14 protein-coding genes are annotated in these 15,865 nt (G+C 62.7%); 7 read left to right on the top strand and 7 right to left on the bottom strand.

From position 1 onward, the window contains the following. Positions 1-83: 83 nt before the first annotated feature. Both METAC_RS0113040 and METAC_RS0113030 read right to left on the bottom strand, forming a co-directional pair. On the bottom strand, positions 84-2,033 hold the full coding sequence (locus METAC_RS0113040; protein WP_051335559.1) for a S9 family peptidase: 1,950 nt from the start codon (positions 2,031-2,033) through the stop codon (positions 84-86). 229 nt (positions 2,034-2,262) lie between these two features. Then, positions 2,263-2,697, bottom strand: a complete 435-nt coding sequence (locus METAC_RS0113030) for a four-helix bundle copper-binding protein (RefSeq protein WP_026607374.1) — start codon at positions 2,695-2,697, stop codon at positions 2,263-2,265. A gap of 440 nt (positions 2,698-3,137) precedes the next feature. Between METAC_RS0113030 and METAC_RS23555 the strand changes: the two genes are divergently transcribed. Then, positions 3,138-4,037: a xanthine dehydrogenase gene (locus tag METAC_RS23555; RefSeq protein WP_245257481.1), complete on the top strand. Its 900-nt coding sequence runs from the start codon at positions 3,138-3,140 to the stop codon at positions 4,035-4,037. A gap of 481 nt (positions 4,038-4,518) precedes the next feature. Next, a complete protein-coding gene (locus tag METAC_RS0113015) occupies positions 4,519-4,923 on the top strand; it encodes a winged helix-turn-helix domain-containing protein (RefSeq protein WP_026607372.1) in 405 nt (134 codons plus the stop codon). On the opposite strand, the gene METAC_RS0113010 is transcribed toward METAC_RS0113015, so the two are convergent. Together METAC_RS0113010 and modD are read right to left on the bottom strand one after the other, a co-directional pair. Continuing rightward, positions 4,853-5,338, bottom strand: coding sequence for a TOBE domain-containing protein (locus METAC_RS0113010; RefSeq protein ID WP_026607371.1), 486 nt, complete (start codon positions 5,336-5,338; stop codon positions 4,853-4,855). The two genes, METAC_RS0113015 and METAC_RS0113010, sit on opposite strands and share 71 nt — an antisense overlap. Before the next feature lie 283 nt (positions 5,339-5,621). Beyond that, positions 5,622-6,470: a ModD protein gene (modD, locus tag METAC_RS0113000; protein WP_026607369.1), complete on the bottom strand. Its 849-nt coding sequence runs from the start codon at positions 6,468-6,470 to the stop codon at positions 5,622-5,624. A 267-nt stretch (positions 6,471-6,737) separates the two neighbouring features. Between modD and METAC_RS0112995 the strand changes: the two genes are divergently transcribed. Continuing rightward, the gene (locus tag METAC_RS0112995) at positions 6,738-6,944 is read left to right on the top strand and encodes a TOBE domain-containing protein (protein ID WP_026607368.1); all 207 of its coding nucleotides are present in this window, start codon (positions 6,738-6,740) and stop codon (positions 6,942-6,944) included. Positions 6,945-7,130: 186 nt separating this feature from the next. On the opposite strand, the gene METAC_RS0112990 is transcribed toward METAC_RS0112995, so the two are convergent. Further along, entirely contained in the window at positions 7,131-7,457 is a 327-nt protein-coding gene (locus METAC_RS0112990) for a polyhydroxyalkanoic acid system family protein (RefSeq protein WP_026607367.1), read from the bottom strand. Positions 7,458-7,659: 202 nt separating this feature from the next. On the opposite strand from METAC_RS0112990, the gene METAC_RS0112980 reads away from it, so the two are divergent. The 4 genes from METAC_RS0112980 to purH all read left to right on the top strand — a co-directional run bounded on the left by METAC_RS0112980 (position 7,660) and on the right by purH (position 13,456). After that, entirely contained in the window at positions 7,660-7,899 is a 240-nt protein-coding gene (locus METAC_RS0112980) for a heavy-metal-associated domain-containing protein (RefSeq protein WP_026607366.1), read from the top strand. 166 nt (positions 7,900-8,065) lie between these two features. After that, positions 8,066-10,672: a heavy metal translocating P-type ATPase gene (locus METAC_RS23550; RefSeq protein WP_036255575.1), complete on the top strand. Its 2,607-nt coding sequence runs from the start codon at positions 8,066-8,068 to the stop codon at positions 10,670-10,672. Between the two features lie 337 nt (positions 10,673-11,009). Next, complete coding sequence (locus METAC_RS26500) at positions 11,010-11,555, top strand: PRC-barrel domain-containing protein (protein WP_156898212.1); 546 nt, start codon at positions 11,010-11,012, stop codon at positions 11,553-11,555. Between the two features lie 308 nt (positions 11,556-11,863). After that, positions 11,864-13,456, top strand: coding sequence for a bifunctional phosphoribosylaminoimidazolecarboxamide formyltransferase/IMP cyclohydrolase (gene purH, locus METAC_RS0112965; RefSeq protein WP_026607365.1), 1,593 nt, complete (start codon positions 11,864-11,866; stop codon positions 13,454-13,456). A 37-nt stretch (positions 13,457-13,493) separates the two neighbouring features. On the opposite strand, the gene METAC_RS0112960 is transcribed toward purH, so the two are convergent. Continuing rightward, a complete protein-coding gene (locus METAC_RS0112960; RefSeq protein WP_036255572.1) occupies positions 13,494-15,026 on the bottom strand; it encodes a glycine betaine ABC transporter substrate-binding protein in 1,533 nt (510 codons plus the stop codon). Beyond that, positions 15,023-15,796 carry an ATP-binding cassette domain-containing protein gene (locus METAC_RS23540; RefSeq protein WP_036255570.1) on the bottom strand — a complete coding sequence of 258 codons (774 nt, stop codon included), beginning with the start codon at positions 15,794-15,796 and terminating at the stop codon, positions 15,023-15,025. Before METAC_RS23540 ends, METAC_RS0112960 begins: the two co-directional genes overlap by 4 nt. Positions 15,797-15,865 lie beyond the last annotated feature (69 nt).

Genomic DNA, 15,865 nt, shown 5'->3' with positions numbered 1-15,865 from the left:
TAGAAAGGAGATCCGTCATTTTCATTTGAAAGCCATCGATCAACGCGATCTAATAAAAGGCCGACAGATCGCTGTCGGCCCTCCTAGCCTTCAGCCCTATCGGCGATCTCCACGCGCTCGCTCAAGCCGGGCGCGACGAAGCCGAAGGCGCGGCCATAAAAATCCAGCTCGAGCTCGAGCACGCGGCGCAGGGTCGCCGCCTGGCGAAAGCCGTGGCCTTCCCCCGGAAAGAGATAATAGGCGACAGGAAGCCCGCGGGCGCGCATGGCCGCGACCATGGTCTCGGCCTGGTTCGGCGGAACGGTCTTGTCGTCTGCGCCTTGAAAGAAAATCGCCGGGCAGGAGAGCCGGTCGAGGCGATGAATGGGCGATCGCTCTTCGTAGAGCGCTTGGGCTTGCGGCAGAGGTCCGACGAGCCGGTCGAGATAGCGCGATTCGAACTTATGCGTGTCCTGCGCGAGAAGCATCAGGTCGGCTACGCCGTAGAGGCTGGCGCCCGCCTTGAAAAGGGTCGACGAGGTCAACGCGGCGAGCGTGGTGAAGCCGCCAGCGCTGCCGCCGCGAATGGCGAGACGCGCGCCGTCGACCAGCCGGCGGTCGACGAGATATTTGGCCGCCGCGACGCAATCCTCGACGTCGACGACGCCCCATCGCCCGTCGAGCCGGCGCCTGTAGGCGCGGCCATAGCCAGTGGACCCGCCATAATTGACGTCGACCACGCTAAAGCCGCGGCTGGTCCACCATTGGACGTTCAAGTTGAAATGATTGGTCGTCATGCTGGTCGGCCCGCCATGCGACAGCACGACGAGGGGCGGCAATTCGCCGGCCGGAGCCTTGTAGGCGGGGTTTGTGGGCGGATACCAGAACGCATGGCCGACGCCGTCGCTGGTCGGGAAATCGATCGCCGCGCCGAGAGAAATCTCCTCGGGCGCAAGCGCAGCCGGCGCTCCGGCGCGCACTTCGCGGGGTCGTCCGCCCTTGAGTCCATCCGTTATGACGATCGCAGGCGGCGCGGTCGGCGGGGTTGCTATATAGGCCAGGCCATCGCCCAAGGGCTGTGGGCAATCTTGCACCTGTCCCAAGCCGAGCGGCTTGATCTTGCAGGCATCGATCAGCGCCGCCGTCCGGATTCCGTCGCGGACGATCGCGACGAGGATGCGTCCGTCGGGAAGGAAATCGTAATAGCGTTGACGAAAGACCCAATGCGGACCGCCGATCTCCGCCTCGACCGGCGCCAACGCGACGACGCCATCGTTTGGGGAGCCGTCGTCCAACGAGCCCTCGTTTAGCGCGTAGAGGTTCCACCACCCGGTTCGGTCGGAGCAGAAATGCAGGCGTCCGCTGGGCGACCAGGCCGGCTGCACGATGGCCTCGGGCGTCGCGCCGGCGACCTGACGGCTCGCGCCGACCGAGCCGTCGCGTCCGACATCGGCCAAGTAGAGCCGGGTTGCGTCCCATGGCATGTTCGGATGATCCCAAGCGAGCCATGCCATGGCGTCCCCGGAGGGCGATAGACGCGGCGAGCTCAGAAAGTCCGGCCCCTCGATCAGAATCGCCTCCACGCCGTCGGGATCGAGCGGCAGGGAGACGATGGACGCCTTTGGGTCATTCGGCGGGCGGCCGCGATGATCCTCGCGGACGGCGAGCGCGCGCCGGCGCGCGAGATCCAGCTCGAAATCAGCGTAGCGGCAGCCTTCGGGTGTGGGAATGCGCCGAGGCGCGGCCCCGGCCTCAATCAGCCAGACGCCGCCATCCGACCGCTCGCTATAAATGATTGCGCCTTGCGCGACCGAATAGGCGCCGCCCCCATATTCATGCACGCGACTGCCGACATTGACCGGAGCCGGCGTGACCTCGTCGATCCGCCCGTCGGAGAGGCGCCGGCAAAGGACGGCGCGCCCGGACTCAGAGGGCCTCGCTTCGAGCCAATAGAGATCGCCGCCGTCGACGAGAACAGAGCCAAGTCCGACCGTTGTCCCGGTCATGAGCTCGACGGTCACTGGCGAGATCCAAGCGCCGAAGGGCGCGACCATTGCGCTCACGCCGAGGCGCCGCCAAGGAGGCGCGGCCCTGCGAAGCGGCGAGCGGCTGAAGGAAAAGCGGGTGGACGTATCATCAACGCTTTATGCGCAGGCGGAAGGCGCGGCCGCAAGCTTCTTGGAGCGGCCGCGTGGTCTTCTCGCGCTCTCGCCGCAGGCGCGGCGGTCAATTTTGCCTTCCTCGATAGGGAAAGGCTCTAGGAAGCGCCGTTGAGCAGAATGTTTAGGCCGAGATCTTGCGGCACTCTTCCGCGCATTTCTTGCAGGACTCCGCGCAGGCCTTGCATTCGGCGATCTTCGGGAATTTCTCGCATTCTTTCTGGCAGTCCGAGCAAATCATTTCCACCACCTTGGCGAAATGGCCGGTGTGGGGCGAATTCACCGAGGCGAGAGTCTGCAGCGCGCTGCAAGCGGCGACGAGCTGATAGGCCGAATCGGCGCAATCCGTCATGCTCGTGTCTTTCATCGAGAACATGCCGAAGCAATGTCTCAGGCAGTCATTGCCCGTCGCGACGCATTCGGAAGTCAGTTGCTCGAGCGTTTTATATTTCGGCGGATGCATGTGCTCCTCGCCGCCGGCCTGCGCAAAAGCCGGAGTTGCGGCTGCGGCGGCGGCGGCGACCGTTCCGACGGCGGCGATGAATTCGCGACGTTGCATAGTTGCCTCCTCAATGGGGTAAACGACACGCCTTGAACGCCAAGCATCGGCAAGAGTTTCAACAAATCAAGGCGTGTAGATTTTCTATGCGTCCTCGCCGCCCAATTCAAGAGTCGCGTCTCGATTATTATCATGCGTCGTCCGGGCGATCGTGAATTTATTTTATGGACTAAATTCGGCTGCTTTAAACTGTCGCCGAAGGAAAGCCTGTCATAGTCTATTCATTTGCGCGCATATTTTTCTGCCACATTATCATAATTGTCGCGACGCTGTTGGAGCAGCGCCGCTGATCTCCCGCGCTCCTGAGGCGACCGGAAAGCGCCTTTTGCGCCAATGGCAGGCAAGGCGCCGCCGCGCCTTCGATTTGCGTCAAGCGATATAATGTCGTATATTTACTTAATGCTTCGACTCGCCTTTTTTCGGGGCTCTGCGGATCGATCATGGAAAAGGTCAGGATTGAACATACGGCCCAGGGCCGCAGCGGATTCGAGGGGGCCGGCCTTTCGAAGTCACGGCTCGCGGTTGTGCTCGGAACTAACGAGATCGCGTCGGCGGTCGCAGTTTTCCTGAGTCGGGCCGGCCGCGCCGTGGCGTTGACCCACGATCCGCTGGCGCCGGTGATTCGGCGCCGAATGGCCTTTCACGACGCGCTTTACGACGATGGGCCTCTGATCGAGGCGATCGCGGCGGCGCGGATCGAAAGCGCCAGCGAGCTTTTCGACATTGCCTCGTGTGAGGATCGGGTCGCGGTGACGACGCTCGGCCTGACCGAACTGCTCGTGCTCGGCCCACTCGACGTCATCGTCGACGCGCGCATGCACAAGCGCGGGGTGATGCCGCGATTGCGCGGCTTGGCGCGGGTCACGATCGGCCTCGGGCCAGGCTTCACCGCGCGCGGAAATTGCGACATCGCTGTCGAGACGCGGCCGGGTCGCGCAGGTGTGGTTCTCCGCGAGGGGACGACCGAGCCGCAAGGGCCGTCGCCGAGCCTGCTCGGCGGGGTTGGGGCGGAACGTTTCGTCTATACCGAGGCGGCGGGCCGTTGGCGCACCGCGCTCGACATCGGCGCGCGCGTCTTCAAGGGCGTCGTCGTCGGGCATCTCGACGGCGCTCCGGTCGCGGCGCCGATCGATGGAATGCTGCGCGGGCTCGCGCGTGATGGGGCCGAGATGCCGGCGGGGGTCAAGCTGGTCGAGGTCGATCCTCGAGGCCGCGCCGCGCGATGCGCCGGAATCGACGATCGCGCCAGGGCGATCGCCGAAGCGACCGTGCGGGCGGTTATGTTCTGCGAGAGCGAGCGGATGTTGCGCGAACCTCGCCTCAGCCTTTTCATCGATTGATCCGCGCGGCCTGGCGGCAGGATCATTCGACGGCGCCGAGCGGAGCCGGAATAAATTTTTAAGCAGGAGCGTGCTGGATTCGTTGAATCGTCGTTTTCTTCGAAAGGGCGTCGGGTCTTCATTTATTTTGCTTTTAGGACTATGTCCCCGAATAGGAACCCTGTTCGATTTCACGCGGCGCGCCAATCGCGCGGCGAAGCATGCGTTGGACATGAATGGGCGGATGACAAGAACGCGCTCCGGATCGACAAGTTTGAGCATGTTTTCATGAGACTCCGGATAGATCCGATGTCTATGTCGAAAAAATCGATCGACTGTTGCGGCGCATGTTCAAGGCCTAGGGTTTCGTTTGTTTGATCCGTAATCGTTTCCTCAAAGCTCCGCGTGCAATCCGTGACGCCGATGCGCAGGCGAGCAAGTCGGAAGAGAAATTTCTATCGGAATTGGCGCGAAACCGAGCGGCGAGCATAAGGGACATTCCATGCAAAGGACCAAGAGGCAGGCCGCCTATGTCACGATCTACCTCAATTTGCCGAACGGAGGCTCGTTCGGGCCTGAGGATCTCGCCCTGATCGACACGATCCGGATCGAGCGCTCGATCATCGGCGCGAGTCGGGCGCTCGGCCTGTCCTATCGAAAATGCTGGCTGACCGTCGACGCCTTGAACCGCACGTTCGAAAGCCCCGTCGTCGCAACCTTCCCGGGGCGGCGCGGCGGCGGCGCCGAGATCACCCAGTTCGGCGAACGGTTGGTCGCCCTCTATCGTTCGATCGAGCGCCACGCGGCCCATTCGGCGAAGAAGTCGGTGGAGGAAATCACCGCGTCCTTGGATTGGTCTTTCGATCCAAAGGCCAGGGTCGCGGCTGCGGCGCGAGATTCGGCTTAAGCTCGCGGTCAGAAATCGCGACGGCCTTGATCATCACCCAGGCGCTGACGCCAGGCGCGAGGGCGAGCCGCTCGACCGATTCGCGCGTCACGAGCGCATGCAGATAGGTCTTGCCGAGATTGAAGGTCACGCGGACATAAGGCGGCGACAAATGGATGAGTTCCGCGATCTCGCCGGGAAGCCGGTTGGTGATCGATACGTCCATCGGCCGCGAAAGCGCGATTGACACGTCGCGGGCGTCGATCCGCACGGTGACGCCCGACCCGATCGGGCTGTCGATGATCGGCACGCGCAATTCGCCGTCTTCGAAAAAGAGCGTGGTCAGCGCCATGTCCCGATCGTGGTTCAGGACCCGCGCCGGGAGGGCGGTCTTGAGGACTGGCCGGATCGCTCGTTGTTTTGGAACTTCCAACATGTCTTCGCGGGAGCCTATCCTGTATCCTTAGCCTATGTGGGAATCATGCCTCGCGACGGCTCCCGCCGCGCCTCGATGATGAAATGCTTTGCCGGCAATTGAATTTGGTCAACCTCCGCGCGCAGATTTACAGCATAATTCAAAAAAATTGACCGCGCATTTTTCCTTGTACGCGTCCTTCTCGACTTTCGCTGGGCGCTCTGGAAGCAAATTTCCATCCCGAGAGTCGCTCTTGAATGCGCCCCTTCGCACGCACGAAGGCGAACGCCTAGCGACCAAGCTCTTACACTGCCTCGATACGAACGGCGACATCGAGAGGCTTTCCCCAATAGGGCGCCGACGTCACGAGAATATCAGCTCCAGCGGCAGCAAATTCTGCGCCATTGCTCGCGTTGACGCCGCCCGCGGCGGCGATCAACGGCCGAGGGGAATGTTCATTGAGCGCGCGGCGCAGCGCGGCGATCTGTTCCGGGCGAAATTTCTCCGCCTGAATCACGTCGGCGCCCGCCGCGGCGAAAGCCAGCGCCTCCTCGAGGGATCCCACCTCGACGACAATCTTCTTCTCCGCCGCCTCGCGCCGGGCCACGCCGATCATCTGCGCCGCCGTGAGGCCGGCGAGAAAAGCGCGATGCTCGGCGAAAATCAGGATGGTTTCGGAAAGGCCGAGACGATGCGGCGTCGCGCCGCCGGCGAGAATCGCCTTGACCGCCAGCAGCTTCGTGCCCGGCGCATTCTTACGCGTGCAGGCGATTGCGACGTCGGGCGCGACCGCGCGGGCGGCTTCGACGATCCGTCTGGTCGCCGTCGCTATGCCCGCCGTCGTCTCGATGAGATTTTGCGCGATTTTCCAGGCGCGAAGCAGCGCGGAGGCAGGTCCCGCCGCAGTGAGCAGAGCGGCGCCCGGCGCGAGCTCGGCGCCGGACTTCGCCTGCAGCGTCACCTTGGCGCCGGCGCGCTCGATGATGCGCCCTGCATCCTCGACGCAGGCGGCGACCATTCCGTGGCGAGCCGAAAAGCTCATGCGGCCGGCCTTCTCGCCGACGCCGAGCACATGGGTCGTGAGATCGAGGAAAGGCACGTCGTCGGCCAGAAGCTGGTCGAGGAGGGCGTCCGGCAGAAGGGGCAGATTCAATAGAGACGTCTCCGGGTCCAGCCGATGGATATTGCCGGCCTCATTATTCTTGCGCCTGCGTCTTGTCGAACATGTTCATGGCCTCGCGCCAGCCCGCCCCTGCTCGAATGCGCTATATAATGTCGCAGGATTGCGCGCACGTCGCCTATTTCCCGCGCTTGGGCTGGTCTAGCATCCACAAAGATCCTATGTAAGATTTGGCTTTGCCACGTCGTGCAGAACCGCGCCTCCGCGCGTCGGAGCCATTGTCTCGATAAGGAAAGCATTATGAAAATTTCAGCTCGAAACTTCCTCGAAGGCACGATCAAAGAGGTTCACAAGGGCGCGACGACCGCGCATGTCGAGATTGAGATCAAGGCTGGAATCGTCACCGCTTCGATCACTAACGAATCCGTTGACGAGCTCGGCCTCGTGAAAGGCAAGAAAGCTCACGCCATCATCAAGTCCTCGGATGTGATGATCGCCGTCGAGTAAAGCGCGATTGTTCCGCGCGGCTGGGTAAAGCTCGGTCGCGCCTCCAGGCGCTTTGGCTCGAACTATATTATGTTTATATAAAACCAGTAGAAAGCTCGGTCCCGGCCAGAGCTTCCGGGGCCGCTCTCGTTTCGCGCTGCAGCTCATCGGGCGGCGCGAACCTTCAGACAGGGAAAGCGGTCTTGCTCAGGTTTTGGGCGTATGCCCGATCTGAAGCGTATCCTGGGCGTTGCTCTTCAAAGTTCCTTGAATCTTATCGGCGAGAAGGGCGAAGACCCATGGAAGTTGCACCTCGATGCGCAAGCTGTCGGGCTTGACGTCGAGTTGCGCCGTGACTGTCTGCCCGAAGGCCACGACCCTGACGTCGGCCTTGTCGCCGGTCCAGGCAACTTCGGAGTAGGCCAGTTTGTCGATATAGTCGCGGCGAAGCAGCTCGATGCGCTCGGAAACGCGCTTTTTCGCCTTCTCGAGACCGAGATCATGCGGAACGGTGACGACGATCGATTTCGACATGGCGCGCCTCCTGGATCCTTCATTTATACATGAACTCGGTCCGCTGAAAGATCGAGCCGTGTCTCTCGATAAAATGCCGTGCCGCGGGCGATCGCCGCATCGGGCTTGCAGTCTTGAATATGTCTCCCTCTTGCATTGGCGCGGCGTCGTGATGATGTAGATCGCAGTCGCGCCGTTCTGGCGCTATGGAAGGAAGCCGATAATGTCTTTCGCCGCAACTTCATCGAGCAAGCCCGCCGTGACCCTTCATGTCAATGGCATGGCCTGCTCGTCATGCGCTGAGCGGGTGGAGAAGGCGATTTTGGCGACGCCCGGCGTCGCTTCCGCCGCGGTCGATCTCGCCGCCAAGCGGGCCGCGGTCACCTTTGCCGGCGCGCCGAAAACAGAGGCCGTGATCGCGGCGATCGCCGCCGCGGGCTACGAGTCCGCAGCCGAAGCCTAGCGCATGTTCCAAATAAGTTGATCGGTGTTTTCGACATTTTGGCGTCGGATACATATCCGACGCCTGACGACAACGCCTATTGATCTAGGGCGCGCTCCATTCCGCAGCCGATTGGAGGGGCGAGGCAGTGAACTGCGAGCCGCGCAGGCTCCGCCGGAATTGGGATATGTCGATGTCGTCAAAAGCTGCTGATTCGAACAAGCCCGGCGCGATCCGCATTCGCGTCGAGGGCATGTCCTGCGCCTCCTGCGTCGGGCGGGTCGAGAAGGCGATTTTGGCGACGCCCGGCGTCGCTTCCGCCTCGGTCAATCTCGCCACCAAGCAGGCTGACGTGAAATTTGCGGGGCCGGCCGACGTCGACGGCGTCGTCGCGGCGATCGGCAAAGCCGGCTATGAGACGGCGACTGACACGGCGCGGTTCGAGATCGACAAGATGAGCTGCGCCTCCTGCGTCAGCCATGCCGAGAAGGCTTTCAAGAGCGTGCCCGGCGTTCTCGAGGCCAATGTCAATCTTGCAGCCAAGACTGGATCTGTTCGCTTCGTCAGCGGCGCGACGACGCCCGACGCTCTCGCCAAGGCCGTTTCCGCGGCGGGCTATCCGACGCGTCAGATCAAGTCGGACGCGCCCGCCGAGTCGCGGCGAGACGAAGGTCGGGCCGAAGCCGAAAGCGCGATGCGCGCCTTCGCCTTGGCCCTGGCTCTGACTGCGCCCATCTTCATCATCGAGATGGGCGGTCATCTAATCCCGCATTTCCATGAGTTCGTCATGGCGACGATCGGGATGCGGGCGAGCCTGCTTCTTCAATTCGCCTTGACCTCGCTCGTGCTCTTCGGCCCCGGCCGCCGCTTTTTCACGGCCGGACTGCCGGCGCTCTGGCGCGCCGCGCCCGATATGAACGCGCTGGTCGCGCTCGGCTCCGGCGCGGCCTATATTTATTCCTCCGTCGTCACCTTTGCGCCGAGTCTGCTTCCGGCCGGCGCCTCGCATGTCTATTTCGAGTCGGCCGCCGTCATCGTGACCCTGATCCTGCTCGGCCGCAGCCTCGAGGCGCGGGCGAAAGGCCGGGCGGGCGCCGCGATCGAGCGCCTGATCGGGCTTAGGCCCAAGATGGCGCGGCTGGTGCGAGGGGGGGCGGTCGTCGAGGTTCCTCTCGAGCAGGTCGCGGTCGGCGACATTGTTCTGGTCAAGCCTGGAGAGAAGGTTCCGGTCGACGGGCGGCTGGTCGAAGGCGCGTCCTTTGTCGATGAATCCATGCTGACCGGGGAGCCGAAGCCAGCGGCCAAGGCCGTCGGCGCCGAAGTGGTCGGCGGGACGATCAACACGACGGGGAGCTTCTCTTTCCGGGTCGAAAGGATCGGCGCGGACACTGTGCTGGCGCAGATCATTCGCATGGTCGAGGACGCGCAAGGCGCCAAGCTGCCGATCCAGGCGTTGGTCGACAAGGTCACCGGCTGGTTCGTCCCGGCGGTGATGGCCGTCGCCGCTTTGACCTTCGTCGTTTGGCTTTGGTTCGGGCCGCAACCTTCCTTGACCTATGCGCTGACCTTGATGGTCGCCGTCCTCATCATCGCTTGCCCCTGCGCCATGGGCCTCGCCACGCCGGTGTCGATCATGGTCGCGACCGGGCGCGCCGCGGAATTGGGCGTCCTGTTCCGCAAGGGCGAAGCCTTGCAGACCCTGTCCCGCATCACGGCGATCGCGCTCGACAAGACCGGGACCATCACCAAGGGCCGTCCCGAGCTGACGGATTTCATCGTCGCGCCGGGCTTCGACCGCGACGAGGTCTTGGCCCTTGTCGCGGCGGTTGAGGCGCGTTCTGAACATCCGGTGGCCGTCGCCATCGTCGCCGCAGCGAAGAGCGCCGGCGTCGCCCAGAAGCTGGCAGTCGAGGCGCCGGCCGCCAAAGGCAGGCGGCTCTTCGGCTCGTGGCGGGCCGAGGCCAAGATAAAAGATGCGGTGGGCTTTGCGGCTAGGCCTGGCCTCGGCGTCGAGGCCAAAGTCGCCGGCCGCCATGTCGTGATCGGCGCGGATCGCTTTCTGGTCGGGCTCGGCGTCGACGTATCGGGCTTCTCCGAGGCGGCGGCGCGTCTCGGCGAGGCGGCGAAATCGCCGCTCTACGCCTCGATCGACGGCAGGCTCGCGGCCCTGATCGTCGTCGCCGATCCGATCGCGCCCGGGGCGCCGGAGGCGGTCGCGGCGCTGCGCCGGCTCGGGCTCGAGATCCTTATGGTCACAGGCGACAATCGACGCGCGGCCGAGGCCATCGCCAAGACGGTTGGCATCGACAAGGTCGTCGCCGAAGTCCTCCCCAACGGTAAGATCAAGGCGTTGGACGAGCTTCGCACCGGGCACGAGGCGATCGCCTTCGTCGGCGACGGCATCAATGACGCGCCGGCGCTGGCGCGGGCCGATGTCGGCATAGCGATCGGCAGCGGGACGGACGTCGCGATCGAGGCGGCCGATGTCGTGTTGATGAGCGGGGAACTCGCCGGCGCGGCGACGGCGGTCGCGCTGAGCCGGCTCACAATGCGCAACATCAAGCAGAATCTGTTCTGGGCCTTCGGCTATAACATCATTCTCATTCCCGTCGCCGCCGGCGCGCTCTATCCGTCGTTCGGCCTTCTCCTGTCGCCCATGCTGGCGGCCGGCGCGATGGCCTTCTCCTCCATCTTCGTGGTCACCAATGCGCTGCGGCTTCGGCGCTTCGCGCCGCTGAGGCCCGCTGTCTCGATGGCTGACGCGCGCGGCGCAACGCCTGTGCCGGCTGAATAATTCAGCGTCCGACCCGTTCTTATTCGCTCGATCGGAAATCGCTCCGGCTTCAAGGCATCGAGCATATTGCGACGGCGCCGGAATGAAGCCCGTGCGCCGAGAACGGAATGCCGGGGCAGGGGACCCTTTCGCGCTGACGACCCATGCTGGCGGTCGACGGACCTCCATCGTCATCCTGTCACATAAAAGGCCGCCTATTTCCAGCATGGTGCCGACCAATCAGAACGAGCTCCAGGAGATGACGTTAGTGTTGTAGTCTCTGGTGCGGGCAGCGATCGTCTCTGAAACGACAAATCGCGCAATTTCTGAACCATCGGCAAGATGCAAAGGCCGACCAATGCCCAAAGTAAAATACATTTCGTCACAAAACGAGATTCCCGCCGGACAAAAATACGTGCTCGTCATGTATGGCGAGGAATATGCGGAAACAAATGACCCCCTCGGCCTCACCATCACGGTGGCCAGCGCCATGGGACAGCTTTCGTTCTTGACGGCTGTTCACACGGCCAAGGAAATCGCCAAGCATGCGGGAATATCCGAGGTTTTTGTCTGCGCCGCCATGATGCGAGGGGCCAACCCCGCTCCCAGCGGCGTATTCATATATGTTCCTGCCCATAGCGAACTCAGCTCGAACGTGGTCGGCTTGCACGTCTACAACAAAGACAAGCAAAACATCGGTACGATCAAGGATATCGCCTTAGATGCAAGCGGCCTAAACGGTTATATCGTCAGCGTGGGAGAGTTTCTCGGGATGGGCGAGCACTATGTTGTCGTGCACCCGTCGGCAATCAGCTTCAAGGCCAAGGACCACAAATGGCACGCCACAATGAACGCAAACGCTGATCAACTTAAGGCCGCGCCAGAATACAAATACGCTAACTAATCCTGAAAAATTTCACCAAGTTGAGATTGGGCCTAGAGTGCGGCGCTTCCATTCAAGAGCACGGACCAGCAGAGTCCGCATTGGGTTGATTCTCGTCATCGTAAGCTCTGAGCCGAACTTCCCACAAGGCGCGCCGGGCGAATTTCAAACTGAGTCACGACCTTATTTTCGTTTGAATAGGTGCCGCCCGCGCTTTGTGCTAACACGCGGCGTTGCAGCCATCCCTCCGCGTCCCTCGCGGCTCCTCTTCCGATCCGCTTCGGCGCGCGCATCGCCCTGCGCCAGGCGCATTTCAGCAGGTTATCGCAATGCCGATCGAGCTTCGCCGCGCCGCCCGCGCCCTCATTTCCGTCTCCGATAAGACCGGTCTCGTCGAATTCGCGCGCGAACTCGTGGGCCTAGGCGTCGAGCTCGTCTCCACCGGCGGCACGCGAAAGGCGCTCGCCGAAGCGGGCGTCCCGGTCCGAGAGGTCGCCGATCTGACCGGCTTTCCCGAGCTTCTCGACGGGCGCGTCAAGACCCTCCATCCCAAGGTGCATGGCGGGCTGCTGGCGATCCGCGGCAACCCCGAGCACGAGGCCGCGATGCTCGCGCATGACCTTGCGCCGATCGATCTTCTCGTCGTCAATCTCTATCCGTTCGAGGCGACGATCAGCAGGGGCGCGGATTTCGCTGATTGCGTCGAAAATATCGACATCGGCGGCCCGGCCATGATCAGAGGCGCGTCGAAAAATTTCGCCGATGTCGCGGTCGTGGTCGATGTCGCGGATTACGGAGCGCTGATCGAAGAGCTGAAGGCGCAGGGCGGCGCGACCAGTATCGAACTGCGCCGCAGGCTCGCGCAAAAAGCCTTCGCCCGCACCGCAGCCTATGATTCCGCGATCTCGAATTGGCTCGCCGAGGAGATCGGGGAGGAAGCGCCGGCCTATCGCGCCTTCGGCGGCGCGCGCGCCGAGAGCCTGCGCTATGGCGAGAACCCGCATCAATCCGCCGCCCTTTATCTCACGCCGCAACGCCGCTTCGGCGTCGCGACCGCCCGCCAGACGCAGGGCAAGCAGCTCTCCTACAATAATGTCGGCGACACGGACGCGGCCTTCGAGCTCATCGCCGAGTTCGATCCGACGCGCGCCGCCGCCGTCGCCGTCATCAAGCACGCCAATCCTTGCGGCGTCGCCGAGGCCGCGACTCTGCGCGAGGCCTATGAGTTGGCGCTGCGCTGCGATCCGGTTTCAGCCTTTGGCGGGATCGTCGCTCTCAATCGCAAGCTCGACGCCGAGGCGGCGCGTGAAATCGTGAAGATTTTCACCGAGGTCATCATCGCGCCGGACGCCGCGGAAGAAGCGATAGAGATCGTCGGCGCGAAGAAAAATCTGCGTCTGCTCTTGACCGGGGGCCTACCGGATCCGCGTGCGGCGGGCCTCGCCTATCGCCCGGTCGCGGGGGGCATGTTGGTGCAGAGCCGCGACAATGCCGTCGTGGACGATATGGACTTGCGCGTCGTCACGCAGCGCGCGCCGACGGAAGAGGAATGGGCCGACCTCAAATTCGCCTTTCGCGTCGCCAAGCATGTCAAGTCGAACGCCATCGTCTACGCCAAGGGCGGCGCGACCGTAGGGATTGGCGCAGGCCAGATGAGCCGCGTCGATTCGTCGAGAATCGCCGCGACGAAGGCGGCGGAGGCGGCGCGCGCGGCAGGCCTGTCGGAGAGCCTCGCCAAAGGATCGGCCGTCGCCTCGGACGCGTTCTTCCCCTTCGCCGATGGGCTGCTCGCCGCCGCCGAAGCCGGCGCGACCGCGGTCATTCAACCCGGCGGCTCGGTTCGCGACGATGACGTCGTCAAGGCCGCCGACGCCGCGGGCCTCGCCATGGTCATGACCGGCGTCCGGCATTTCCGCCACTAGGGTAGCGCAAAGGCCAATAGGCGCGATGTTGCGTGCGCTATGCCGACCGGTTCGGCCTCAATCGTAACCCACGTGGGACGAGGCGACGCTCGGCAAGCTCAAAGAGGCCCTCCACGAAGAGCGCGAGCAACGCCGCCGGCGCGGCTCCTTCGAGGATTAAATTGAAATTGTCGAGCCGGATGCCGGTGAGAATAGGTTGGCCGTAGCCGCCGGCGCCGATTAACGCGCCAAGCGTCGCCGTGCCGACGTTGATCACCGCCGCTGTCTTAATGCCGGCGAGGATCGTCGGCGACGCCAAGGGAATTTCAATAAGCCTTAGGCGGCGCATCGGGGTGAGCCCCAGCGCGACTGCGGAATTGTGGATCGACAAAGGGATGTTCATAATCCCTGAAGCCGTATTTCTGACGATCGGCAACAGACTGTACAGGAAAAGCGCCGCTATGGCCGGCAGAGCTCCGATGCCGAGAAGGGGGATCATGAACACCAGAAGCGCGAGCGACGGAATTGTTTGAACAATGCTGACGAGCGCCAGAATGATGTGACCAAAGGTTGGACGCCAGGCCGCAACGACGCCGAGCGGCAAAGCGACGGCGATCGCGGCCGCGAGAGACAGCAGGGTCAATCTGAGATGTTCGCCGGTGCGTCGCAAGAGCCTCGCCGCCAACCCTTCATTATGGGTTGGATTGGCGATCCCGAAATTCGTCGCGACAAATTGCGCTGCGACATCTGCTTCCGTTCGCTGCTCGAACTTCACGGTCCCATTCATTTCAACCATTGCGGAGTCTTTGATCCGCCCTTGGAGCTGAAGCATCGCGCGCAAAGCATTCGGCGCGCTTTGTTCGAGATCGATCCGGTAAATGAGGACGGCCTCATTATCGAGGAAATGACGCCGATCATCCTCTAGAACCTGAATCTGGTAGCGCCCAATTTCAGCATCCGTCGTGTAGAGGTCGATCACGTCGATCGCCCCGTCGACAAGGCCCTTGTAGGCAATGTCATGATCCACGCCGCGCACGTCCGGCGCGCTCAAGCCGTAGGCGCTATGGAGCGCCGGCCAACCGTCCGCGCGGTCGAGAAATTCATCGCTCATTCCGAATCGGAGCGAGGGATGTCGGGCAAGATCGGAGATTTTTGAAATCCGCAATCTTTCCGCCGTTTGCCGCATCATGCCGAGCGCATAGCTGTCGTTGAAGCCGAGCGATCGGCTCACGCGAAGTCCGCGCTTCGCAAGCGCGCCCTCGAGCGATTGTTCGTCGACAACATGCTCATTTGCGAGAATTTCCCTCGCGAGCGTTCCGGCATATTCAGGATAGACGTCGATCTCATGGGCAAGCAAGGCGTCCCACACAAGCCGAGTGCCGCCGAGTTCCTGGCGATGAATGACGGTCGCGCCCGCCGAGGCGGCTAGACTCGCTGCCATTTCGGCCAAAATGACGGATTCGGTGAATTTCTTGGAGCCGATGCGGATTTCTGGACCGGAATTGGCCGCGTTGGCCGACGTCGACGCCGGGCCGGCGAGAGCTGCGACAAGAAGCGCAATAAAAACGATGCTTTTGCAGCTGGGCTTCAAGCGCGTCCCTTCTTTATCTTCATCGCCCGCTCGTTGATCATCGCGAGGCGGCGCAATTGCGCGTGAACAAATTGACCGACAAACGGCTCGGCCGGGCTCTCGATCAAATCACGGAATAGCCCCTGTTGGACGACATGACCTTGATGCATCAGGATGATCGCATCGCTGAAAAACGCCGCCTCGCTGAGGTCATGGGTCACGAGCACGACCGTTTTCGCGAGACGTCCGAATATGTCTTTGAGTTCATCCTGCAGCTCGGCTCTGATCATGGGATCGAGCGCGCCCAAGGGCTCGTCCATGAGGAGCACGTCGGGGTCCAACATCAATGCGCGCATCAGAGAGACGCGTTGACGCTGGCCCCCTGACAATTCGACTGGATAGCGGCCGAGCGCCGTAGGAGGAAAGCGCGTTAGCGCGCAAAGCTCAGTTATTCGATCTCTGCGCCGCTGAGGCGGCCAGCCGATCTCTTTAGCCATGAGGCAGATATTTTCCTGCGCTGTGAGGTGCGGAAATAGGCCGCCATCTTGAACCACATAGCCCATCCGGCGGCGCAAACTAAGCGCGGATAGGCGCGTGAGCGGATGCTCGTCGACCGCAATCCTGCCGGCGTCGGGCAATTCGAGCCCGATGATCAAAGCCAAAAGCGTGGATTTTCCTGACCCGGATGGTCCGATCAAAACCGTCGTCCGCCCCGGCAGGATCGTCAGGCTGACATCGTCGACGGCGATTGAACCGCCATAGGACTTGGTGACGCCGTCAAGTCGAATCATAGCGCATGTCATTCGAGGCCGGATGCGGCTCCAAGCGCCGCCCGAGGCCTCGCCAAGCTCCCTCTAATC

Origin of the sequence: Methylocapsa acidiphila B2, assembly GCF_000427445.1 — a bacterium.
Classification (GTDB): Bacteria; Pseudomonadota; Alphaproteobacteria; order Rhizobiales; family Beijerinckiaceae; genus Methylocapsa; species Methylocapsa acidiphila.
The sequence above is the reverse complement of the archived record's forward strand: the minus strand, read 5'-3'. Positions and strand labels throughout refer to the sequence as shown.